This window comes from Nocardioides houyundeii, assembly GCF_002865585.1.
In the GTDB taxonomy this organism is placed as follows: domain Bacteria; phylum Actinomycetota; class Actinomycetes; order Propionibacteriales; family Nocardioidaceae; genus Nocardioides; species Nocardioides houyundeii.
This window is the reverse complement of record NZ_CP025581.1, coordinates 3,002,119-3,023,579: the sequence shown is the minus strand read 5'-3', so window position 1 is coordinate 3,023,579 and position 21,461 is coordinate 3,002,119. Positions and strand designations below refer to the sequence as shown.

Sequence of the window (21,461 nt, the reverse complement as noted above, 5' to 3'; positions counted from 1 at the left end):
CGCATGCCTGGGCCCGTCGTCGACCGCCGCCTCTGGAGCTGGGTCGTGATCCTCGGGCTGACCGGACAGCTGGCCTGGACGGTCGAGAACATGTACCTCAACGTGTTCGTCTACGAGACCATCACCGACTCCCCGACGGTGCTCGCCACCCTGGTCGCCAGCAGCGCGCTCGCCGCGACGACTGCCACCCTGCTCGCGGGCGCCGCCTCGGACCGGGCGGGGCGGCGCCGGGAGCTCATCGCCGTCGGCTACGTGCTGTGGGGAGCCTGCACCGCCGCTTTCGGCCTCGTCGGCGCCGAGGCGGTCACCGTGGCTGTGACCGTGATCATCCTGCTCGACTGCCTGATGAGCGCCCTCGGGGCGACCGCCAACGACGCGGCCTTCAACGCCTGGGTCACCGACTCCACCGACGTCGGCAACCGGGGACGGGTGGACGGCGTGCTCGCCACCCTGCCGCTGCTCGCGATGCTCATCGTCTTCGGTGCCCTGGACCCGCTGACCCGCGGCGGACACTGGCAGCTCTTCTTCGCGATCGTGGGCGGGGTGACCGCGTTGGTCGGCGTGGTCGCGTGGTTCGGACTGACCGAGACGCGGCAGCCCCGACCCGCGGGCACCTACCTCTCGTCGGTGCTGCACGGACTTCGGCCGTCCACGGCGCGGTCGAATCCCCGGCTCTACCTGGCGCTCGCCGCGTGGGCGGTCCTGGGCACCAGCACCCAGGTCTTCCTGCCGTTCCTCATCATCTACGTCCAGCGTTACCTCGACATCGACGGCTACGCGATCGTGCTCGCCTCGGTGCTGCTGGGAGCGGCTGCGGTCAGCGTCGCGGGGGGTCGGGTGCTGGACCGGGTGGGTGCCGCGCGGGCGATCCTTCCGGTCGTCGGGGTGTACGCCGTCGGGCTGGTCGCCTTCTTCTTCGCTCGCGGCATGCTGCCGGTGATCGGTGCCGGCATCGTGCTGATGTCTGGCTTCATGCTGGGCGTCGCCGCCATCTCGGCCACCGTCCGCAACCTCACCCCGCCCGACCGGGCCGGCCAGGTGCAGGGTCTGCGCATGGTCTTCGCGATCCTCGTCCCGATGGTCGTCGGACCCTTCCTGGGAGCCGCCGTGATCGTCGGTGCCGACGAGAGCTTCGTGGAGCTCGGTGTGGTCAAGCAGGTGCCGACGCCGTGGATCTTCGTGGCGGCCCTGGCAGTGGTGATGCTGGTGGTGATCCCGCTGCGACTGCTCGACCGCGTCGAGGACCCCCTGCTGGAGCAGGCGGCAGCATGAGCGTGCTGACCGAGTACCCGCGACCCCAGCTGGTCCGCGGCTCCTACCTCAACCTCAACGGCACCTGGGAGCACGCGTTCACCGACGCCGGCGACTGGGCGCACCCCCAGGTCTGGGACGGCCCGATCCTGGTCCCGTTCTCACCCGAGGCGCCCCTGTCCGGGGTGGGGCGGACCCTGCAGCCGGACGAGGCGCTCTGGTACCGGCGTACGGTCACGTTGCCCGACGGCTTCGTCCGCGACCGGGTGCTGCTGCACTTCGGCGCGGTCGACCAGGACTGCGAGGTCTGGGTCGACGGGGCGCCCGTGGGCGGCCACCGCGGCGGCTACCTGCCGTTCGCCCTCGACGTCACCGACGCTCTCACCGGACCCGGCTTCGAGCTCGTGGTGCGGGTGCGTGACGTCACCGACACCTCGTTCCGCAGCCGCGGCAAGCAGAAGCTCGATCCGGGCGGCATCTGGTACTCCGGGCAGTCCGGGATCTGGCAGACGGTGTGGCTGGAGTCCGTCCCGCGGCAGTGGGTCGAGCAGCTCGTGCTGACCCCCCACCTGGACGCGGGCGAGGTGGAGGTGACGGTCGTCCCCGGTGCCGACGCGCCGGAGGTCGCGCGGGTGACCATCGGCGTGGTGAGCGAGGAGGTGCCGGTCGGCGTCCCGACCCGCGTGTGGCTCGGCGCCGAGGTCCGCACCTGGTCGCCGGAGGACCCCTTCCTGTACGACGTCTCGGTGACCCTGGACGAGGACGAGGTCACCAGCTATGTGGGCATGCGCTCGTTCGGGATCGGCCCGGACCGGCACGGGCACACGCGGCTGCTGCTCAACGGCGAGCCCTACCTGCACGCCGGGCTCCTCGACCAGGGCTACTGGCCCGACGGTCTCTACACCGCCCCGACCGACGAGGCCATGGTCCACGACATCCGCACCGCCAAGGAGCTCGGCTTCACGATGCTGCGCAAGCACATCAAGATCGAGCCGCTGCGTTGGTACCACCACTGCGACCGCCTCGGCATGCTGGTGTGGCAGGACATGGTCAACGGCGGGCGCAGCTATCGGCATGCCGTGGTCACCACCCCGGTGCTGGCCCCGGTGAAGCTCTCGGACCACCGGCACGCCCTGTTCGGCCGTCAGGACGACGAAGGTCGCGCGGAGTTCGTCGACGAGCTCGAGGCGACCGTGCACCTGCTCCAGTCGGTGCCGAGCATCGCCGCCTGGGTGCCGTTCAACGAGGGCTGGGGCCAGTTCGACGCCGCCGAGGCCGCCGCTTGGCTCAAGGAGCTGGACCCCACCCGGCTCGTCGACCACGCCAGCGGCTGGCACGACCAGGGTGCGGGCGACATGGTCAGCCGCCACGTCTACTTCCGCCGCTACCGGCTCTCGCGGGCCGATCGGGCCGACCCGCGCGCCGCCGTGCTCTCGGAGTACGGCGGCTACTCCCACCGCGTGCCGGGCCACACCTGGAGCGACGCCGAGTTCGGCTACCGCAAGTACGCCGACCGGGCTGCCTTCCAGGCCGCGTTCCTGCGGTTGCAGGACCTCCAGGTCGGGCCGGCGGTGCGGGACGGCCTGGCCGCCTTCGTCTACACCCAGCTCACCGACGTGGAAGAGGAGACGAACGGACTCATGACCTACGACCGACGCGAGCTCAAGGTGGACGCCGACGCGGTGCGCGCCTCCAACGACTCGCTGCGCCAGCGGTTCACCGGCGGTGCGGTGAGAGAGCGGGAGATCACCGAGGCGGTGTCCTTGACGCTGCCGGACGGCCGGCTGAACCCCGCCGCCGTGGGCTGGACCCGCACACCGGTGATCTCCACCGACGGCATCGGCCGCGGACGGCTCGGACGGGGACGCAACAAGCGCTGGGAGTACTGGGCCGTCACCACTCCCACGCACGTGGTCGCGCTGGTGGTCTCCGACATCGACTACGCCGCCGTGCACGGCATCTGGCTGCTGGACCGCGCCACCGGTGAGGCGATCGCGCACGACGCCATCGGGGTGCTCGGCCGGAGCGCCACCCTGCCGGGGACCCTGGGGGACGGGCCCGCGAGGTCGCGCACCAAGGCCGTGCGCATCGACATCGAGGAGGTCGCAGGCGGCACCCGACTGCGCGCGCAGGGGGAGCGGGTGCGGATCGACGTGGTGGCGCACCGGCCCGAGGGGCACGAGTGCCTGGGGGTGGTGGTGCCGTGGACCGACCGGCTCTTCCAGTACACCGTCAAGGACGTCGCCCGGCCCGCCACCGGCTCGGTCTGGGTGGACGGGGTGGAGGCGGTCGTGCCCGAGGGGGAGTCCTGGGCGACGCTGGACCACGGCCGGGGACGCTGGCCCTACGACATCCGGTGGAACTGGGGTGCCGGGTCCGGTCGCGTCGACGGGCGGGTGATCGGCATCCAGGTCGGTGGGCAGTGGACCGACGGCACCGGGTCGGTGGAGAACTCCTTGCTCGTGGACGGTCGTCTCTCCAAGATCAGCGAGGAGCTGGTCTGGACCTATGACCGCGACGACTGGCTGGCGCCGTGGACCGTCATGGGCGACCGGGTGGACCTGACGTTCACGCCGTTCCACCTCAAGGAGTCGGTCACCGACGTGAAGGTCTTCGCCTCCAAGACGCACCAGTGCTTCGGCCACTGGTCCGGCCGGGTCCGCGACGATGCCGGCGAGTGGGTCCGCGTCGCGGACGTGGTGGGTTGGGCCGAGGACGTGCACAACCGCTGGTGACCCTGGGATCTTGAGACGTGCGCCACATTTGTCCGGAAAGTGCTGCTTTTAACCACTTTCGAGCGCATGATTCTCCTGACCCCGCTGGCGACCCGAGACGCCAGCGGGGTCATTCCATTTCCCGGCATCACTCCAGCGTCGCGCTGTGGTCGGGCACGTACGTCGTCTGCTCGCGCGGCGGCCGCTGGTAGCCCCGCGACTCCGGTCGCTCGGGCAGCGACAGGGTCGGCAGCGGCACCTCGGTGTAGGGCAGCGTGGAGAGCAGGTGGGCGATCATGTTCAGCCGCGCCCGCTTCTTGGAGTCCGACTCCACGACGTACCACGGTGCCTCACCGATGTCGGTGTGCACCATCATCTCGTCCTTGACGCGGGAGTAGTCCTCCCAGCGGGTGATGGACTCCAGGTCCATCGGCGAGAGCTTCCACTGCCGCATCGGATCTTGCAGGCGCGCCTTGAAGCGCCGCTGCTGCTCGGTGTCGCTCACCGAGAACCAGTACTTGCGGAGCAGGATGCCGTCCTCCACCAGCAGCCGCTCGAAGATGGGGCACTGGTGCAGAAACCGACGGTGCTCGACCGGGGTGCAGAACCCCATCACCCGCTCCACGCCGGCGCGGTTGTACCAGGAGCGGTCGAACAGGACGATCTCCCCGGCAGCGGGCAGCTGCTCGACGTACCGCTGGAAGTACCACTGGGTGCGCTCCCGCTCGGTGGGCATCGGCAGTGCCACGATCCGGGCCACCCGCGGGCTGAGGTACTCGGTGATCCGCTTGATGGTCCCGCCCTTGCCAGCGGCGTCCCGGCCCTCGAAGACCACCACGACCCGCTGGCCCTCGGCCTTGACCCATTCCTGGACCTTGACCAGCTCGGCCTGGAGCCGGAAGAGCTCCGCCTCGTACGTCGCCTTGCTGAGCCGCGGAGCAGTCATCGGCACGGCACCCGGCCCAGACGGGCGAGACCGGACAGGTCACCGGGACCGAAGGTGCGCTGCCCGGTGGTCTCGGCGTTCATCAGCTCGTGACGGTCCTCCACGTGGGCCAGGCCCACCAGGTGTCCGAACTCGTGGGTCACGATCGCCTCCAGGTCGTACTCGGGGTTCCAGAAGCTGGCGAAGCTGTCGGCGTCCAGGACCACCGAGCCGGCGGAGTACTGCCGGTGACGGGGCGAGGTGGTGATCCAGGAGCTGCCGGCCACACCGGCGACGTTCCCGGCCAGCGCCTCCACCTCGTCCTCCGTCGCCCAGGCCACCACCACGGGAGCGTCGCGGTCGGTGGCCGGGCCGAAGAACTCCCGGGAGTCGGTGGTGCCCTGGTACTCGAAGACCAGACCAGTGGCCGCGCTCACCTGCCGCACGGCCTGGTCGACGTAGTCCTGGTAGTCCTCGGGCGCGTGCAGCGGGTTGACCCGGTAGCGGATCGGCCGGCAAGGGCTGTAGCCGACCGGCTCCGAGCTTCCGGGCTGGGTGACGGTGAAGGCGTAGGAGCCCGATTCGTCGACGTCTGGCGGCACCCCCAACGGCTCGGCCACCCCGGCCATCTCGCGCAGCCGCTGGAGCTCGCTGCCGGGGGAGAGCAGTGACAGACCGCAGAGCAGGGCCACTGCGATGCCGATCCCCAACGTCGCGGGGCCGATCCGGGCCATGGCTGCGATCCTAGGGAACCCGGTCAGGAGGTGACCAGGTCCTCGATCCGCTGCAGGGTCCGTTCCATGTTGCGCCGCGTGTGTCCCGCCATCCGACGCACCGCGGGACGCCCGATGGCGGCCTCGGTGCTGATGTCCCAGGTCTCGCGGACCCGGGTGCCACCGTCCACCGGCTCCAGGTCATAGCTCCACGTGCGGCCGGTGAACAACCACGTCAGCGGGAAGGGAGCCAGCGTGCGCCACGCGATGCGGCGGTTGTCCTCCAGCGCCACCACCTGGTTCCGGGTGGAGTACTTGGCGCCGATCTTCATGTCCATCCCGAACGAGTCACCCAGCCTGAGCCGCCGACCGCCGGAGCGGGCCCGCTTGACGGTTCCGGACCCGTCGATGTCCAGGTGCCTGGCGGGGTCGACCAGCAGGTCAAAGATCTTCTCGGGGGGCGCGGGGATGACGCGTTCCACGCTCACCCGGTCGCGGTCAGTGGTCATGGCGTCCAGCGTAGGGGTCAGGTGGTCGGTCGAAGATCGACCGAGAGCGCCCGATGGTCGGACAGTGCCAGGCGCTGCGCCCGGCTCGACGTGACGCGCGCGGCGAGGTCGGGGGTGCCGAGCAGGTGGTCGAGCTGCTCGCCGGGCACGTCGGCGGGGAAGGTGGGAGCGGCCGCCAGGGCCGCCAGTCCCGTCAGTCGAGCGGCCCGTGCCGGGCCCATGTTGAGGTCTCCGGCCAGGATCAGTGGCGTGGTTCGTGCCTCGAAGGCCTGGCGCAGGGTGCGGAGCTGACGGCGCTGCCACCACTCGATGAACGTCAGGTGGGTGTTGGCCACGGTCACCGGTCCCAGTGGCGACTCGATCGTGGCCGCGACCGCCACCCGAGCCTCGTCCTGCACCATCTCGGGGCGCCGGCTGCCAGGGAAGAACATCGGCACCCGCACCGGCACCGGGGCCAGCCGGATCGTCTGCCAGGCCGTCACCGGATAGCGGGAGAGCAGGGCCACGCCGTACCCCGCGGCGTCGGGCTGCTCGTCACCGTCGGCGGCCATCCAGACCCCGGGGTTGCCGTGCAGGGCCGCGACGAAGAGATGGTCCTGGGCGCCCATGGCCTCTGCCGCCAGGGCGGTCAGGTCTGCGCCCGCGGACCTGGCCTGGTTGCGGTCGACCTCCTGGAGCGCCAGGACGTCGGCGTCCAGGCTCGCGATCGCCTCACAGAAGCGGGCCAGGTCGACCTGGTCGTCGTCGGGTGAGCGGCCGTGCAAGATGTTGAACGTGGTGACCCGCATGCCTCCACTCTGCCAGCCTCGGTAGCGTGTGCGCGTGATCGACGTCGAGCAGGAGAACCTTCGCGAGGCGCTGAAGCGTGTCGCGGTCGCCCTCAAGGAGATCGGCCTGCCGTTCGCGCTCGCCGGCGGGTACGCCTCGTGGGCCCGGGGCGGCCCCGAGCCGGAGCACGACGTCGACTTCGTGGTGGCCGAGGAGGACGCGCCCCAGGTGGCCAGCCTGCTGGCGGAGCGCGGCTTCCAGGTGGTGCAGCCACCCGAGGACTGGTTGTTCAAGGTCTTCACCGACGACGTCATGGTCGACGTCATCCATCGCGACGCCACCATCCCGGCCGAGCGCGCGATGCTCGCCGACGCCGACCACATCGAGGTCATCTCGGTGGTGATGCCGGTGCTCCCGGCCACCCGGCTGATGGTGCAGAAGCTGCACGCGATGGACGAGCGCTACTGCGACTTCGGCCGGCTGATGCCGGTCGCGCGGGCACTGCGCGAGCAGGTCGACTGGGACGTGGTGCGTGCCGAGACCGACGACAACGCGTTCGCGGTGGCGTTCCTGTTCCTGCTGGAGCGGCTCTCCATCATCTGAGGCCGCACTCACGCCCCCCGTGCCGCCACGGGGGAGGAGTGCTCGCGCACGCCGTACTTGGCGTGGACCCGCTTCATCCAGGCCGGCGCCCACCAGTTCCACCTGCCCAGCATCGTCATGGTGGCCGGCACGATGATCATCCGGACCAGGGTGGCGTCGATCAGCACCGCCACGGCGAGGGCGAAACCGGTCTCCTTGATCACCAGCATCTGGCCCGCGGCGAAGCCGGAGAAGACGATCACCATGATGACCGCCGCCGAGGTGATGATCCTCCCGGAGCGCTGCAGGCCCAGCCGGACCGCGGTGTCGTCGTCGTGCCCCTGCTCGTGCAGCTCGATGATGCGGGCGAGCAGGAAGACCTCGTAGTCCATCGACAGGCCGAACCCGAAGGCCAGCACCAGCAGCGGGATCACCGACTCGATCCCGCCCACGGAGCTGAAGCCCAGCACCGACTCCAGGTGCCCCTCCTGGAAGACCCAGACGAGCACCCCCAGGCTCGCGCCCAGCGAGACGATGTTGAGGATCAGCGCCTTGAGCGGGATGACGACGCTGCCGGTCAGCAGGAAGAGCAGCGCGAAGGTGGCGGTCGCGATCCACAGCGCCGCCCAGGGAGCCCGGTCGCCGACGGAGTCGGTGAAGTCGACCAGGGAGGCTGTCTGGCCGGTGACCCAGGTGGGGAAGCCGGCTGCCTCGCCACCCTGCAGGGTGCGCACCACCTCGCGGGCCGCGTCGCCCATGTCGCCCCCCTCGGTCTGGAGGCCGATGGTGACGAGGTCCGGCCTGAGTTCCTTCGGTGGCGTCACCGACAGGACTCCCGGCAGGGCCTCGAGCTCGGGGACCCAGGCGGCGGCCTGTTCCGGGTCGGCCTGGGCCACCACCGTGACCGACGGGGTGTCCAGGGCTGGGAAGTCCTCCTCGACCCCCTCGAAGAAGACCCGCTGCTCGGCGCCCTCGGGGAGCAGCTCGACCCCCGAGGCGTTGAGCCGCAGGTCCAGGGCGGGCATGGCCAGGAAGAGCAGGACGGCCACGCTGGCCAGCGTGGTCAGGGCGGGACGTCGCTGCACCAGGGCCGCCAGACGGCTGAAGACACCCTCGTCGGGGGCGGCCTCGGCGCCCCGACGGGTGCCCAGGCGTCGCGCCCCGAGGGCGCACAGGGCGGGCACCAGGGTCAGGGCGACGATCAGGGCGACGAGCACGATCGAGACGCCGGCGGCGCCGATCGCGCGCATGATCGGGGCCTCGAAGAGCATCAGGCCCGACAGGGAGATGCCCACGATCAGGGCGGAGAACAGGACGGTGCGACCGGCGGTCGCCACGGCTCCGGCGACCGCGTCCTCGACCTGGGCGTCAGTGAGGTCGGAGTGCGGCACCCCCGGGGCGACCCGGGAGATCTCCTCGCGGAACCTGCTGACCAGCAGCAGCCCGTAGTCGATGCAGAGCGCCAGCCCCATCACGGTGACGATGTTGACCACCGAGGCGTCGAGGTCGATCAGGTGCGAGAAGCCGAGCAGGATGCTCAGCCCGCCGGCGATGGAGGCGATGGCCCCGGCGATCGGCATGCCGGCGGCGATGAAGCCGCCGAAGACGAAGACCATCAGCAGCAGCGACAGGGGCAGGGCGATGCCCTCGCCGGTCTTGAGGTCGTCGGCGATCTGGGTCACGACGTCGTCGACCAGGAGCCCGGTCCCGCCCAGGGTGCGCGCCTGCGAGTACGGCGTGAGCAGGTCCTGGGCGGCCAGCTCCAGCTCCTCGACGATCTCGTCCTGCAGCTCGCTGCCCGGCTCGCTGCCGCTGCCCGCGACGATCAGGAAGGAGCCGCTGGCCGGGTCCTGGTCGGCCACCAGCGCCAACGACTCAGGGGAGGTGGGCCAGCCCGGAGTGGTCATCGGCGAGGTCACCTCGCCGACGCCGTCGACCGCCTCGACCCGGGCGACCGTCTCCTGCACCGCCTTGGCCAGGGCGGGGTCGCTCAGGTCGGCGCCGTCCACCCGCAGCATCACCGTCAGGGCGCTCTCGTCGGCGCTGGCGACCAGGTCGCGCCCGACCTGGGCCTCGCCCGGCGCCACGATGTCGCCGCTCTGCAGCCGGTCGAAGAGCGAGTCGCCACCGAGCAGCCCCAGGCTGGTCACGAACCCGACCACCACCAGGACCAGCCAGGTGAGGGCGTAGGCCAGGCGGTGGCGCGCCGTGCTGCGGCCGAGGCGAGCGAGGAGGGGTTCGGGTGCGGTCACGGGGTCCACCCTCCCATTCGGGGCCGACACGGTAGGCGTCGTCTGCCCGCTCCGCTAGCGTGCTGCACATCACACCTGCTCTCGGGAGGAGTCGTCCATGGATCCCATGGAACCGGCGTACGGCTCGGCGACGCTGCTGCTCATCGCGGCTGCGGGGATCGTGGTCCTGCTGGTGCTGATCATCGCCTTGAAGATGCACGCCTTCGTGGCCCTGGTGCTGGTCAGCTTCGGCACCGCGATCGCCTCGGGCGTGCCCTTGGCCGACGTCGCCGGAGTCGCGGTGGGAGCCTTCGGCTCCACGCTTGGCACCGTGGCCCTGCTGGTCGGTCTGGGCGCAATGATCGGCCGACTGCTGGAGGTGACCGGCGGTGCGCAGGTGCTGGCCGACACCCTGATCAGCCGGTTCGGGGAACATCGGGCGCCCTTGGCGCTCGGTGTGGCCGCGCTGCTCTTCGGTCTGCCGATCTTCTTCGACGCCGGTCTGGTGGTCTTCCTGCCCATCATCTTCTCCGTCGCCACGCGCTTCGGCGGTTCGGTGCTCCTCTACGCGCTGCCGGCTGCCGGCGCCTTCGCGGCCATGCACGCCATCGTCCCGCCGCACCCCGGCCCGGTCACCGCCGCCACCGAGGTCGGGGCCAGCATCGGCCTCACCACCCTGATCGGGGTCCCCGTCGCGGTCATCGCCTGGTACGTCGGCGTCTACCTGTTCACCCAGGCGTACGCCGGCAAGGTGTACGTGCCGATCGACGACAGCGTCCTGACCGGGCACCGCGGCGGATCCTCCACCGACGCGGCCGAGGGTGACGGCGCCGAGCAGCGTCGCACCCCGCCGTCGTTCGTGCACGTGCTGGCGATCCTGCTCCTGCCACTGGTGCTCATCGGCGCCAACACGATCCTCAGCACGCTGCGGACCGCCGGCGACCTCGACGAGGAGGGCGCGCTGGTCGACGCGGTCATCTTCGTGGGACAGACGCCGGTCGCGCTGCTGATCACGCTGCTGGTCGCGACGTACACCCTGGGCACGAGGGGTCACTCGCTGGCCGACGTCGAGTCGATCCTCAACGACGCGCTCGGCCCGATCTGCGCCATCATCCTGATCACCGGTGCCGGCGGGATGTTCGGCGGCGTGCTGCGCTACAGCGGGATCGGCGCAGCGCTGTCGGACTCGCTGGCGGACCTCGGGCTGCCGCTGATCGTCTCGGCGTTCGTGATCGCCACGATCCTGCGCGTCGCCCAGGGGTCGGCCACGGTGGCGCTGACCACCACCGCTGGACTGATCTCGGCGGCGGTGGTCACCGACGACCCGTCGTCGGTGCAGCTGGTCGCACTGGTGATGGCGATCGCCGCCGGCGCCACGGTGCTCAGCCACGTCAACGACTCCGGCTTCTGGCTGGTCGGCCGGTTCTTCGGGATGGACGTCAAGACCACCCTGCGGACGTGGACGGTGATGGAGACGACGCTGGGCCTGTCGATCTTCGTGCTCGCCTGCGGACTGTGGCTGGTCGGATGACGCCCGGGAGCCCCCAGGGGACCCCGCTGCACCTGGTCTTCATGGGGGTCTCGGGATCTGGCAAGAGCACCGCCGCGACCGCGGTGGCCGAGCAGCTGGGCTGGGAGCTGGCCGAGGGAGACGACTTCCACCCCCCGGAGAACATCGCCAAGATGGAGTCGGGGCGACCGCTCACCGACGAGGACCGCTGGGGGTGGCTGGAGTCGCTGGCCGCCTGGACCAAGGAGCGCGACGAGCGCGGCACGCCGACGATCATCAGCTGCTCGGCGCTGCGTCGCTCCTACCGCGAGGTGCTGCGCCGTGGCGGGGCGGGCACGTTCTTCGTGCACATGGTCGGCGACAAGGGGCTGCTGCTCCAGCGGATGTCGGCTCGGGAGCACTTCATGCCGCCCACGCTGCTGGAGAGCCAGCTCGACACCTTGGAGCCGCTCGCGCCGGACGAGCCCGGCATGGTCGTGGACGTCGCCCTGTCGCCGGCGCGGATCGCAGCCATGGTGGTGGCCCGACTGGACCTGGGGGGAGAGGCGCTCAGTCCGGGATGACCGGCGTGATCGCCTCGTCTGGCTTGTGCGGCAGGAAGCGGTCGACGTAGTCCCGCGCGGTCTCCAGGATGTCGACCTCGTGACCGGCCTGCTCGGAGAGGTACCAGCGGTGCACCAGGATCTCGTGGAACAGCTCCGCGGGCTCGAGCTTGCCGCGTGCCTCGGCGGGCACCATCGCGACGATGGGCTCGAAGACCTCGGTGAGCCAACGGTTCGCCACCAGGTGCCGGTCCTCGCGGCCCAGGTCGTGGGTGGCGGTGTAGGAGGCCAGGTCGTTGAGCAGCCGGCGCGCCTGGTTGTCCTCCACCGACATCCCGGTCAGGGCCTGCAGCTCGCGGGCATGGTGCCCGAGCTCGACGACCCGCGGCTGGATCCGCACCCGGTCCCCGTCGTAGTCGGTGACGATGTCGAGCTCGTCCACGTCGAAGCCGAGCTCGTTGAGCCGCTCTATCCGCTGCTCGATGTGCCACATCTCCTCGAGCGGGAACTCCTCGGACTCCGTCAGCTCACCCCAGAGGACGGCGTACCGGTCGCGGAGCAGCGTGATGACCTCGTGCGGGTCCAGGCTTCCCGAGACCTGGCCGCTGGCCTGGAGATCCAGCAGCTCGGCGAAGACGTTCTCGGTGCCGAGGGTCACGTCGTGCTCACGCATCCGGTCGCTGACGCTGCCGTGCAGCTCACCGGTCTCGGCGTCGACGAGATAGGCGGCGAACTCCCCGGCGTTGCGCCGGAACAGCACGTTCGACAGCGACACGTCGCCCCAGTAGAACCCGGCCAGGTGGAGGCGGACCAGCAGCACCACCAGGGCGTCGATCAGGGACGGGACGCTGTTCGCGGTGACGCCGTGCGAGAACAGGCTGCGATAGGGCAGCGAGAAGCGCAGGTGCTCGGTGACGAGTGCGGCCGGCAGCGCTGCACCCTGGTGGTCCACGCGGCCGGTGACCACGGCCTGCGGCTGCACCGCCGGCAGGTCGAGCCGGGCCAGGTCGCGGAGCATCCCGTACTCGTGGAAGGCGATGGGCTCCTGCGTCTCCTTGACCGCGTAGGTCCTGGCGCCGAGCCGGATGATGCGGACCACGTGCCGCGATAGGCCCCGGGGGAAGGGGACCACCCACTCCTCGTCCCACTCCTGAAGAGGCGTGTGCCACGGCAGCCTCAAGATGGCGGTGTCCGGCCGGTTGGCCACGATCCTGAGAGCCATCTGGGCAGCGTACGCCGGATCGAGGCGCCCGAGACTCAGTGCAGGCGGTGGATGGTGAGGACGGGTCCGGACGAGGCGGCCCCCGGCTCCGCGTCGATCTCGGCGGTGCTCAGCACCAGGTCGCCCGCCGGCAGGTCGGCGATCGCGGGTCCGCCGGCCCGTCGGGCGATCACCAGCAGCGTGCCCTCCGGGTGCTCGCGGAGGTAGGCGACCGCGTCCGGCGAGACGTGGGCCCAGCGCAGGCCGCCCCGGCGCAGGGCGACGTGCTCCCGGCGTACCCGCGCCAGGGCGGAGTACGTCGCCAGCGTGTCGTGGTCCCAGGAGTCGCGGCGGTGCCAGGGCATGGTGCGGCGCGAGTCCTCCCCGAGCACCCCCTCGAGGCCGATCTCGTCGCCGGCGAAGACCATCGGGACGCCGGGCATCGTGAACTGCAGGCCCGCGGCCACGCGGTGCACCGCGGCCGAGCCGACCACCGTGCGGATCCGGGCGCTGTCGTGGGAGCCCAGGATGTTCCAGCCGTTGCTGGTGGCGCGCCAGCCGAGCGTGCCCTGCCAGTCCTGCAGCGCCCGGACCAGTGCGTGGCCGTCGCGTCGCGGGACCGGCACCGGCCGGCCGAAGGCCCGTGCCGGGGAACCCGGGTCGCGCAGCCAGGACCAGACCGGCCAGGAGAAGCCGGAGTAGTTCATCGCCCCGTGCCAGCCGTCCCCGTCGACGTCGCCGGTGGCGTCGTGGTTGTGCTCGCCGATGACCAGGGCGTCGGCTCGCTCGGCCTCGGTGGTGCGCCGGACCGCGCGGGCGACCTCGTGCGTGAGGTCGACGGCGCCGAGACGTCCGGTCATGTTCGCGACGTCGATCCGCCAGCCGTCGAGCTCGAAGGGCGGGCGCAGCCAGCGCGCCACCACGGAGTCGGGTCCCTCGACCATCTTGGCCCGCAGGGCCGGGTCGGCGTGGTTGAGCTTGGGGAGCGTGCTGTGCCCCATCCAGGTCTCGTAGTGCCCGCCGTCGCGGAAGTAGTAGAAGCCCCGCTCGGGGGAGCGTGGGTCGGTGGCCGCGGTGACGAACCACTCGTGGGTGTCCCCGGTGTGGTTGGTCGTGAGGTCGCCCAGGATGCGCCAGCCACGCTCGTGCACGGCGGCGCTGAGCTTGGCGTACGCCTCGTCGCCACCGAGCAGCGGATCGATGCGGGTGAAGGTGGAGGCGTTGTAGCGGTGGTTGCTCTCGCCGGGGAAGACCGGGGTGGTGTAGACGATGTCGGCGCCCACCTCCGCGACGTGGTCCAGGTGCTCGGTCAGCCCGTCCAGGTCCCCGCCGAAGAGCTGCAGCGGGGTGCGCGGGTCGGCGGGCTCGAAGATCACCTCGTCGTCCCACTCGGCCGGGACCGCCCAGGCCGGCGTCGGGCGCGCGTCCGCGGCTTCTGAACGGGCGAAGCGGTCGGGGAAGACCTGGTAGATGATGCCGTCGCGGCTCCAGTCGGGCGCGTCGGGGAAGGCGGAGACCTTGAAGTCGTAGGCGTCCGGGACGTCGTGGTCGACCAGCCCGGCTCCGGTCAGCCACTGCTGGGTGGCGCCACGGCACAGCAGGAACCGGTAGTGGGTGACGGGGCTGTGCACCGAGATCGTGCCGTGCCACCACGTGCCGTCGTCGTGCCGCAGCATCGGGTGGAAGACCGGCTCCGCGTCGTACGTCGTACGGATCCAGATCTCCTCCACCGGGTCGGTGGGATCCGTGCGCACGCGCAGCGTCACCAGGTCGCCGAGCTCGGGAGAGGTGTCGGGTCCGCGGCCTGAGTCGAGGTAGACACGGGAGCCGTCGTGGTGCGGCTGGCCGAGGAGCGTCATGGGTACATCCTGCGTGGAGCCGGTGACAGGAGTCGAACCCGCGACATCCATATTACAAGTATGGCGCTCTACCAACTGAGCTACACCGGCGTGCATCGACCCGCGCGGAGCGACGCCCGCACATCGTAGTCAGCAATGAAGGCGAGACGACTCAGCGGACCTGTCGAACCTCGAACTGCAGCCGCGGGTGGGCGAACACCTCTTGGGACTGGACCAGCTGCAGCTCGCGCTCCCCGGAGTCGAGGGTGTTCTGCAGCAGGTCGAAGACGCTGGAGGTGGTCGCGGCCAGCGCCCGGGCCGGCGACCCGGTCTCGTGCAGATGGGCGGTGAACAGGGCGGCGGTGACGTCCCCGGACCCGTTGGCCTTGAACGGCAGGTGCGGAGTCTGCACGATCCAGGCCCCCTCGGCGGTCACCGCGAGCATCTCGATGGTGCCCTCGGGCCGCTCCGGTCGCTCCACGCTGGTCACCAGCACGGTGCTCGGACCCATCGCCATGGCAGCGTCGGCCGAGGCCAGCGTGGAGTCGAGGTCCGCCGGCGAGGTGTCGGTGAGGAAGCCCAGCTCGAACTGGTTGGGAGTGATGATGTCGGCCGCGGGCACCACTCGCTCCCGGATCAGCGGCGGGATGTCGGGGTGCACGAAGCAGCCCGACTTCGCGTTGCCCATCACCGGGTCGCAGGTGTAGGTCGCCGCCGGGTTCGCCGCCTTGACCTGGGCGACCGCAGACAGGATCACGTCCGCGATCCCCGCCCCGCCCTGGTAGCCCGACAGTACGGCGTCGACCTCTCCCAGCACGCCGCGGTCCGCGATCCCGGAGATCACCTCAGCCACGTCCGAGGGCGCCAGCAGCGGCCCGCCCCACGCGCCGTAGCCCGTGTGGTTCGAGAACGTGACCGTGTGCACCGGCCACACCTCGTGCCCGCGACGCTGGAGCGGGAACACGGCAGCGGAGTTGCCGACGTGCCCGTAGGCCACGTGGGACTGGATTGAGAGGATCTTCACGCGGTCAGTCTCGACCCCGGTGGCTCGCCCCAGCAAACCGGCCTCCGGACAGTTTCACCGGGTCCCCGGTGAAACCTGCACCTCCACCCTGTTGCAACAGTCCGGAACTGCACGTTTCCCAGGGGAAGTTCGATCCGCCGGACCCGGCTGGCATGGCCACCGCGTGTCCACAGGCGAGCCGAGCACGGTGCCCGCGGTCCTTCTCCACAGGCCAGCATGAGCACCTGATTGGAGTCGGACATACCGGGCAGGCGCTGCGCCATGGACGACCTCTTCAGCATCCGACGACACGGAGTGTTTCTGCGTCGGGACGCCCTCGACCTGGGCTATCGCGACCGGGATCTGGTGCGCGCCCGCAAGGAGCGGGTCGTGCACCGGATCCGACACGGTGCGTACGTCGACCAGTCGCTGTGGGACTCAGCGTCTGCGGAGGAGCGGCACCGGCTGCACGTGCAAGCTGTCCTGCTGAGCCACCGCCCGGGGTCCGTGGCGGTGAGCCACTGCTCGGCCGCTTCGCTGCACGAGCTGGCCATGTTCAGGACGCCGCTGGATCGCGTGCACCTGACGATGCTCGGCGGCGCTTCGGGTCGCACGACCAACGACGTCGTCTATCACCAGGGAGCGATCGAGGATCGAGACCTTGTCACCGTGAACGACGTACTGACGGTCGAACCGGTGCGGGCGTCGCTGGAAGTCGCCTCCTCGGTGGATCTGGAGCCCGGCGTTGTCGTCCTGGACTCGCAGCTCGCCCGTCCTGCGGGCGACCTGGCGGCAACGTGGGCCGCGTTCGAGCGGATGAAGCACTGGCCGCACACCCTGCGCCTGCAGATGATGGTCCGGCTCGCTCGTCCGGGCTCCATGTCGGTGGGGGAGACGCGCGTGCGCTTGCTCTGCTGGCGGTGTCGCCTTCCCGAGCCGGTGCTTCAACATGAGGTGCATGACGAGAGCGGGCGACTCGTGGGAGTCAGCGACTTCTGGTGGCCGAGGCAATGTTTGCTCGGGGAGTTCGACGGCGCGGTCAAGTACGGCCGCTACCTGCGCCCGGGCGAGACCGCCGGCGGTGCGGTGTTCCGCGAGAAGCGCCGGGAGGACCGGATGCGGGAGTTGACAGGCGCGGGGATGATCCGATTCACCTGGCCTGATCTGGCCACGCCTGAGATCACGGCTCGGCGACTGCGAACTGCGCTGGCGCTGAAGGCGGTGTGAGGACATCATCCCGCACGAACCTGACACATCTTGAGCGGTGCAACGGTGTCGAGGTGCGGGTTTCGCCGGGGCCCCGGCGAAACCGCCAGCAGGGACTCAGGCGACCTGCAGCGACCGCTTGGACAGTCCCATCCAGAATCCGTCGACCCGCTGCTCCCCGGGCTCGTCGGCGACGGTGGCCGCACCGAGGGTCACGAAGAGGGGTGTGTAGTGCTCCACCGTCGGGTGGGCGTAGGGCATCCCGGGTGCCTTGGAGCGGTACGCCGCGAGCTCGTCGACGTCGCCGCGAGCCAGGGCCTCGGCGGCCCAGGCGTCGAACTCCCTGGACCAGCCCGGCGCGGCGGCGTCGATCCGGAACTCCTTGAGGAACGGGAGTCCGTGGGTCAGGAAGCCGGAGCCCATGATGAGCACGCCCTCGTCGCGCAGCGGCCGGAGCCGCTCGCCGAGCTTGAGCAGAGCAGCGGGGTCGTGGGTGGGCAGGGACATCTGGACGACGGGGATGTCGGCTGCGGGGAACATGATCTTCAGCGGCACCCAGGCACCGTGGTCGAGGCCGCGGGAGACGTGCTGGTGCACCGGCTGGTTGTCCGGCATCATCGCGGCGATCCGGGCCGCCAGGGCCGTGGAGTCGGGGGTGTCGTAGCGCATGTTGTAGTACTTGGGTGCGAAGCCGCCGAAGTCGTAGACCAGCTCGGCACCGCTGGCGGTCAGGCTCACCGGAGCCGACTCCCAGTGGGCGCTGACGATCAGGATCGCCTTGGGGCGGGGCAGTTGCTCGGCCCAGGTTGCGAGCTCGCCGGACCACACGGGGTCATCGAGGAGCGGCGGGGCTCCGTGGCCGATGTAGAGCGCGGGCATCCGGGTCATGACGACATAATAATTGAGAGTTCAACTTTATTCCGGCAGTTGTCACTTCACGGTCCAGTCCAGCGGCGACCCGCCCTGCTCCTGCAGCAGCCGGTCGGCCCGGCTGAAGGGACGCGAGCCGAAGAATCCGCGCGAGGCGGACAGTGGCGAGGGGTGCGCCGACTCCACCCACGGGATGCTGCCCAGGAGGGGCTTCAGCGTCTGCGCGTCCCGACCCCACACGATCGCCGCGCAGGGGCCGCCGCGCTCGGCGAGCGCCCTGATCGCGCAGTCCGTGACGGCCTCCCAGCCGCGTCCCCGGTGCGATGCGGGCTCGCCCGGGCGCACCGTGAGCACCCGGTTCAGCAGCATCACCCCCTGGTCGGCCCAGGAGCTCAGGTCGCCGTGCGGCGCCGGGGCGTGACCGAGATCGTCGTGCAGCTCGCGGTAGATGTTGACCAGGCTCCGCGGCAACGGCCGTACGTCGGGTGCCACCGCGAAGCTCAGCCCGATCGGGTGGCCCGGCGTCGGGTAGGGGTCCTGACCCACCACGAGCACGCGGACCTCGGAGAGCGGACGGACGAAGGCGCGGAAGATCCCCTCACCGGCAGGCAGATACGGCCGCCCGGCGGCCACCTCCTCGCGCAGGAAGCCACCCAGCGCCACGATCCGGTCCTCCACCGGCGCCAGGGCCTCGGCCCAGTCCGGCGCCATCAGCCCTCGGGCCACGAGCGAGTCGAGACCGCGTTCGGTGTCTGCTCCCATGAGGGCAGAACCTAGCGCCCGGGGTCGGTGCGCACCTCACCTGACCGGTCTGGCCAGCCGATCCAGGAACGCCACCAGCAGTGCCTCCCGCATCCCCGGCGAGGCCACATCCAGCAGCGCGTTGACCTCGGCCATCCGCTCGGGCAGCGCCAGGCCGGCGCCCGGGTCGCCGATGAGTCCGGACGCGGCGAGGAGACCGTCGAAGTCCTCCTCGCTCAGGGTCGACGGGTCGAGGGCCTCCACGAACGCCACCACGTCCGGGTCGACCCGGACCGGCCCGACCTCCGCCGCGGCCGCCACCGACTCCGCCAGGGCCGTCAACAGCTCGTCCACGTGCGCTCCGGTGGCGGCGCTGACCGAGAGGTGGAGCGTCGCCGGCTGGTCGCCGTAGGACATCTGGGGCTGGACGTACCAGCCGCGGCTCGCCATCTCGTCGGTGACGGTGAACGGGTCGCAGCTCTCGTCGCAGGCCAGTGCCACCAGGGTCGAGTCCGGCGCGACCACCAGCCGCAGCTCGGGCAGGGCCGCCAGCCCGGCGACGATCCGGTCCACCGCCTCGAGCACCTCGGCGGCCAGCCGGAGGTAGCCCTCGTCGCCCAACGTGGTCACCACTGCCCAGGTGCCGGCCAGTGGGCCACCGGACTTCGTGGACTGCAGGGTCGAGTTGAGCATGGTGTAGCCCGGCCACGCGGCCGAGGCGAAGTACTGCGGACGGCGCAGCGCCGGCGAGCGGTGCAGCAGCACCGAGGTGCCCTTGGGGGCGTAGGCGTACTTGTGGGTGTCCACCGAGATGGAGGTGACTCCCTCGACCGCGAAGGTCCACGGCGTCACGGCACGGCCCAGCCGGGCGGCGTACGGCAGCACCCAGCCGCCGATGCAGGCGTCGACGTGGCAACGCACCCCGGCGGCTGCCGCGGCAGCCGCGATCTCCGGCACCGGGTCGACCACGCCGTGGGCGTAGGAGGGCGCGGAGGCGGCCACCAGCACGGTGGTCTCGTCGATCGCGGCGGCCATCGCCACGGGGTCGGCGCGGAAATCCGCACCCACCGGGACCAGGACCGCCCGCACCCCGAAGTAGTGGGCGGCCTTGTGGAAGGCCGCGTGCGCCGTCTCCGGGAGCACCATCGAGGGACGCTCGATCTCCGGCCGGGCGTCACGCGCCCCCTGCACGGCGAGCAGCACCGACTCGGTCCCTCCGGAGGTCACCGTGCCCACTGCCTGCGCCGGGGCGTCGAGCAGGGTCGCGGCGAACCCGACCAGCTCGTTCTCCATCTGCAGCAGGCTCGGGAAGGCGGTGGGGTCCAGGCCGTTGGACCCGGCGTACGCCGCGACCGCCTCGCGCCCGATCCGGTCCACCTCGGCCAGGCCGGAGTCGTAGACGTAGGCCAGGGTGCGACCGCCGTGCACCGGCAGGTCGGCGCGCTGCAGCTCGTGCAGGCGAGCCAGGGCGTCAGGGGCTGCCTCAGGCACGGGTCTCCTCCAGGGTGGTGTCGACCTCGGCCGCGCCGAGGGTGTAGCGGCGCAGCCACCACAGGCTGAGCAGGGTGAGTGTCGCGGGCAGCAGGCTGAAGCCCAGGGTGATCGCGGTGAGCGCGGAGCCCGGCTGGAGGGCTGCGCCGTCGGTGGAGGAGCGGTAGTCGCCCAGCGCCAGCACGACCGCGAAGACGCCCGGCCCCAGCGCGAGGCCGAGGGTCTCGCCGGCCGTCCAGACGCCGGTGTAGACGCCGACCCGGTTCTCACCCGTACGCCGGGTGTCGGCGGCGGCCGTGTCCGGCAGCATCGCCATCGGGAAGACCTGGCACCCCGCGTAGCCGACGCCCACCAGGGCGGTGGCGGCGAACACCACGGCCGCCGGGGCGGACTGCGCGGTCGCGGCCAGCATGGCGCCCGCCGCCAGCACCAGGGAGGAGGCGACGTACCCGCGCTTCTTGCCGATCCGCGCGCCCAGCCTGGCCCACACCGGGGTGAGGACCAGGGCCGGACCGACGAAGCAGACGAAGAGCACCGTCGAGGCACCCGAGCTGTCCAGGACGTCGCCGGCGAGGTAGTCGACCCCGGCCAGCATGCAGCCGGTGGCCAGCGCCTGCAGGACGAAGGTGGTGAGCAGCAGCCGGAAGTCCCGGGCGCCGGCGACGACCCGCAGCTGCTCACCCAGCGTGCCGGCGCCCGCGGTCACGGAGCCGACCGGAGCGTTCCGGGTGCCCCGGTAGGAGGCGATCACCCCGGCGACGATGACCAGGGCCATCACCAGACCCATCACCCGGTAGCCGTCGCGGCCTCCGACGCCGTCGCGGATCAGCGGCGCGGTCGCGCCGGCGACCATGATGGTGAGGGCGAGGATCGCCACCCGCCACGTCATCAACCGGGTGCGCTCGTCGTAGGAGTCGGTCATCTCCGCGGGCATCGCCACGTAGGGGACCTGGAAGAACGCGTAAGCCGTCGCGGCGGCCAGGAAGAAGACCAGCACCCAGGCCGCCTCCGCGACCTGGGAGCCCATCTCGGGCGCGGCGAAGATCAACGCGAAGCACGGGGCCAGCAGGAGGCCGGCGCGCAGCAGCCACGGGCGGCGCGGACCGCGGGCGTCGACCGTGCGGTCGCTGATCCGTCCCGCCACCGGGTTGAGGACGACGTCCCAGAGCTTGGGGAGCAACACGATCGCCCCGGCCCACAGCGCCGCGATGCCGAGGCTGTCGGTCAGGAACGGCAGCAGCATCAGGCCCGGCACCGTGCCGAAGGCGCCGGTGGCCACCGAGCCCGAGCCGTAGCCGAAGCGCACGCTGCCCGGAAGCACGGAGGTGTCAGGCACACGGGTCTGGCTCATGTCGGCACCCTAGGG

18 protein-coding genes and 1 tRNA gene are annotated in these 21,461 nt (G+C 71.1%); 6 read left to right on the top strand and 13 right to left on the bottom strand.

Translation table 11 applies throughout. The annotated features are described in order from the left end of the window. Positions 1-3: 3 nt before the first annotated feature. On the top strand, positions 4-1,272 hold the full coding sequence (locus C0R66_RS14435) for an MFS transporter (protein ID WP_101525296.1): 1,269 nt from the start codon (positions 4-6) through the stop codon (positions 1,270-1,272). Continuing rightward, positions 1,269-3,986, top strand: a complete 2,718-nt coding sequence (locus C0R66_RS14430) for a DUF2804 family protein (protein ID WP_101525295.1) — start codon at positions 1,269-1,271, stop codon at positions 3,984-3,986. The genes C0R66_RS14435 and C0R66_RS14430 overlap by 4 nt, the downstream gene beginning before the upstream one ends. Before the next feature lie 127 nt (positions 3,987-4,113). On the opposite strand, the gene ppk2 is transcribed toward C0R66_RS14430, so the two are convergent. Genes ppk2 through C0R66_RS14410 form a run of 4 tightly spaced genes read right to left on the bottom strand, consistent with a single transcriptional unit; the run spans position 4,114 to position 6,900 of the window. Next, positions 4,114-4,911, bottom strand: a complete 798-nt coding sequence (ppk2, locus tag C0R66_RS14425) for a polyphosphate kinase 2 (RefSeq protein ID WP_101526267.1) — start codon at positions 4,909-4,911, stop codon at positions 4,114-4,116. Next, positions 4,908-5,624: a matrixin family metalloprotease gene (locus C0R66_RS14420; protein WP_101525294.1), complete on the bottom strand. Its 717-nt coding sequence runs from the start codon at positions 5,622-5,624 to the stop codon at positions 4,908-4,910. The genes ppk2 and C0R66_RS14420 overlap by 4 nt, the downstream gene beginning before the upstream one ends. A 23-nt stretch (positions 5,625-5,647) precedes the next feature. Further along, positions 5,648-6,112 carry an SRPBCC family protein gene (locus tag C0R66_RS14415; RefSeq protein WP_101525293.1) on the bottom strand — a complete coding sequence of 155 codons (465 nt, stop codon included), beginning with the start codon at positions 6,110-6,112 and terminating at the stop codon, positions 5,648-5,650. Positions 6,113-6,129: 17 nt separating this feature from the next. Next, positions 6,130-6,900, bottom strand: coding sequence for an endonuclease/exonuclease/phosphatase family protein (locus tag C0R66_RS14410; RefSeq protein ID WP_101525292.1), 771 nt, complete (start codon positions 6,898-6,900; stop codon positions 6,130-6,132). 34 nt (positions 6,901-6,934) lie between these two features. Here C0R66_RS14410 and C0R66_RS14405 point away from each other — a divergent pair, with 34 nt between their 5' ends. After that, positions 6,935-7,483, top strand: a complete 549-nt coding sequence (locus C0R66_RS14405; protein ID WP_101526266.1) for a nucleotidyltransferase family protein — start codon at positions 6,935-6,937, stop codon at positions 7,481-7,483. 8 nt (positions 7,484-7,491) lie between these two features. On the opposite strand, the gene C0R66_RS14400 is transcribed toward C0R66_RS14405, so the two are convergent. Then, positions 7,492-9,714: an MMPL family transporter gene (locus tag C0R66_RS14400; RefSeq protein ID WP_101526265.1), complete on the bottom strand. Its 2,223-nt coding sequence runs from the start codon at positions 9,712-9,714 to the stop codon at positions 7,492-7,494. Positions 9,715-9,811: 97 nt separating this feature from the next. Between C0R66_RS14400 and C0R66_RS14395 the strand changes: the two genes are divergently transcribed. Together C0R66_RS14395 and C0R66_RS14390 are read left to right on the top strand one after the other, a co-directional pair. Further along, positions 9,812-11,224, top strand: a complete 1,413-nt coding sequence (locus C0R66_RS14395) for a GntP family permease (protein WP_101525291.1) — start codon at positions 9,812-9,814, stop codon at positions 11,222-11,224. Further along, positions 11,221-11,766: a gluconokinase gene (locus C0R66_RS14390; RefSeq protein WP_199286694.1), complete on the top strand. Its 546-nt coding sequence runs from the start codon at positions 11,221-11,223 to the stop codon at positions 11,764-11,766. Before C0R66_RS14395 ends, C0R66_RS14390 begins: the two co-directional genes overlap by 4 nt. Here C0R66_RS14390 and C0R66_RS14385 read toward each other — a convergent pair. From C0R66_RS14385 to pdxY, 4 genes are all read right to left on the bottom strand, one after another. After that, a complete protein-coding gene (locus tag C0R66_RS14385; protein WP_101525290.1) occupies positions 11,753-12,967 on the bottom strand; it encodes a DUF4032 domain-containing protein in 1,215 nt (404 codons plus the stop codon). The two genes, C0R66_RS14390 and C0R66_RS14385, sit on opposite strands and share 14 nt — an antisense overlap. A 35-nt stretch (positions 12,968-13,002) precedes the next feature. Further along, complete coding sequence (locus C0R66_RS14380; protein WP_101525289.1) at positions 13,003-14,805, bottom strand: glycoside hydrolase family 13 protein; 1,803 nt, start codon at positions 14,803-14,805, stop codon at positions 13,003-13,005. Positions 14,806-14,819: 14 nt separating this feature from the next. Next, positions 14,820-14,895, bottom strand: a tRNA-Thr gene (locus C0R66_RS14375). Positions 14,896-14,956: 61 nt separating this feature from the next. Continuing rightward, positions 14,957-15,808: a pyridoxal kinase PdxY gene (gene pdxY / locus C0R66_RS14370; protein WP_101526263.1), complete on the bottom strand. Its 852-nt coding sequence runs from the start codon at positions 15,806-15,808 to the stop codon at positions 14,957-14,959. 492 nt (positions 15,809-16,300) lie between these two features. On the opposite strand from pdxY, the gene C0R66_RS14365 reads away from it, so the two are divergent. After that, positions 16,301-17,014: a hypothetical protein gene (locus tag C0R66_RS14365; protein WP_158648056.1), complete on the top strand. Its 714-nt coding sequence runs from the start codon at positions 16,301-16,303 to the stop codon at positions 17,012-17,014. Between the two features lie 96 nt (positions 17,015-17,110). Here the strand turns inward: C0R66_RS14365 and C0R66_RS14360 are convergent, their stop codons facing one another. From C0R66_RS14360 to C0R66_RS14345, 4 genes are read right to left on the bottom strand one after another with little or no spacing between them, the layout of a single operon-like run. After that, entirely contained in the window at positions 17,111-17,881 is a 771-nt protein-coding gene (locus C0R66_RS14360) for a dioxygenase family protein (protein WP_101525287.1), read from the bottom strand. Between the two features lie 42 nt (positions 17,882-17,923). Then, on the bottom strand, positions 17,924-18,625 hold the full coding sequence (locus tag C0R66_RS14355; protein ID WP_101525286.1) for a uracil-DNA glycosylase: 702 nt from the start codon (positions 18,623-18,625) through the stop codon (positions 17,924-17,926). 36 nt (positions 18,626-18,661) lie between these two features. Further along, the gene (locus C0R66_RS14350; RefSeq protein WP_101525285.1) at positions 18,662-20,095 is read right to left on the bottom strand and encodes a pyridoxal phosphate-dependent decarboxylase family protein; all 1,434 of its coding nucleotides are present in this window, start codon (positions 20,093-20,095) and stop codon (positions 18,662-18,664) included. Beyond that, positions 20,088-21,446 (bottom strand): MFS transporter, encoded by a 1,359-nt coding sequence (locus tag C0R66_RS14345; protein ID WP_101525284.1) that lies wholly within the window; start codon positions 21,444-21,446, stop codon positions 20,088-20,090. The genes C0R66_RS14350 and C0R66_RS14345 overlap by 8 nt, the downstream gene beginning before the upstream one ends. Positions 21,447-21,461: the final 15 nt, after the last annotated feature.

Coding starts and splice junctions, on each gene's coding strand:
- C0R66_RS14435 (WP_101525296.1), top strand. CDS start 4: ATGCCTGGGCCCGTCGTCGACCGCCGCCTCTGGAGCTGGGTCGTGATC.
- C0R66_RS14430 (WP_101525295.1), top strand. CDS start 1,269: ATGAGCGTGCTGACCGAGTACCCGCGACCCCAGCTGGTCCGCGGCTCC.
- ppk2 (WP_101526267.1), bottom strand. CDS start 4,911: ATGACTGCTCCGCGGCTCAGCAAGGCGACGTACGAGGCGGAGCTCTTC.
- C0R66_RS14420 (WP_101525294.1), bottom strand. CDS start 5,624: ATGGCCCGGATCGGCCCCGCGACGTTGGGGATCGGCATCGCAGTGGCC.
- C0R66_RS14415 (WP_101525293.1), bottom strand. CDS start 6,112: ATGACCACTGACCGCGACCGGGTGAGCGTGGAACGCGTCATCCCCGCG.
- C0R66_RS14410 (WP_101525292.1), bottom strand. CDS start 6,900: ATGCGGGTCACCACGTTCAACATCTTGCACGGCCGCTCACCCGACGAC.
- C0R66_RS14395 (WP_101525291.1), top strand. CDS start 9,812: ATGGATCCCATGGAACCGGCGTACGGCTCGGCGACGCTGCTGCTCATC.
- C0R66_RS14390 (WP_199286694.1), top strand. CDS start 11,221: ATGACGCCCGGGAGCCCCCAGGGGACCCCGCTGCACCTGGTCTTCATG.
- C0R66_RS14385 (WP_101525290.1), bottom strand. CDS start 12,967: ATGGCTCTCAGGATCGTGGCCAACCGGCCGGACACCGCCATCTTGAGG.
- C0R66_RS14380 (WP_101525289.1), bottom strand. CDS start 14,805: ATGACGCTCCTCGGCCAGCCGCACCACGACGGCTCCCGTGTCTACCTC.
- C0R66_RS14360 (WP_101525287.1), bottom strand. CDS start 17,881: ATGACCCGGATGCCCGCGCTCTACATCGGCCACGGAGCCCCGCCGCTC.
- C0R66_RS14355 (WP_101525286.1), bottom strand. CDS start 18,625: ATGGGAGCAGACACCGAACGCGGTCTCGACTCGCTCGTGGCCCGAGGG.
- C0R66_RS14345 (WP_101525284.1), bottom strand. CDS start 21,446: ATGAGCCAGACCCGTGTGCCTGACACCTCCGTGCTTCCGGGCAGCGTG.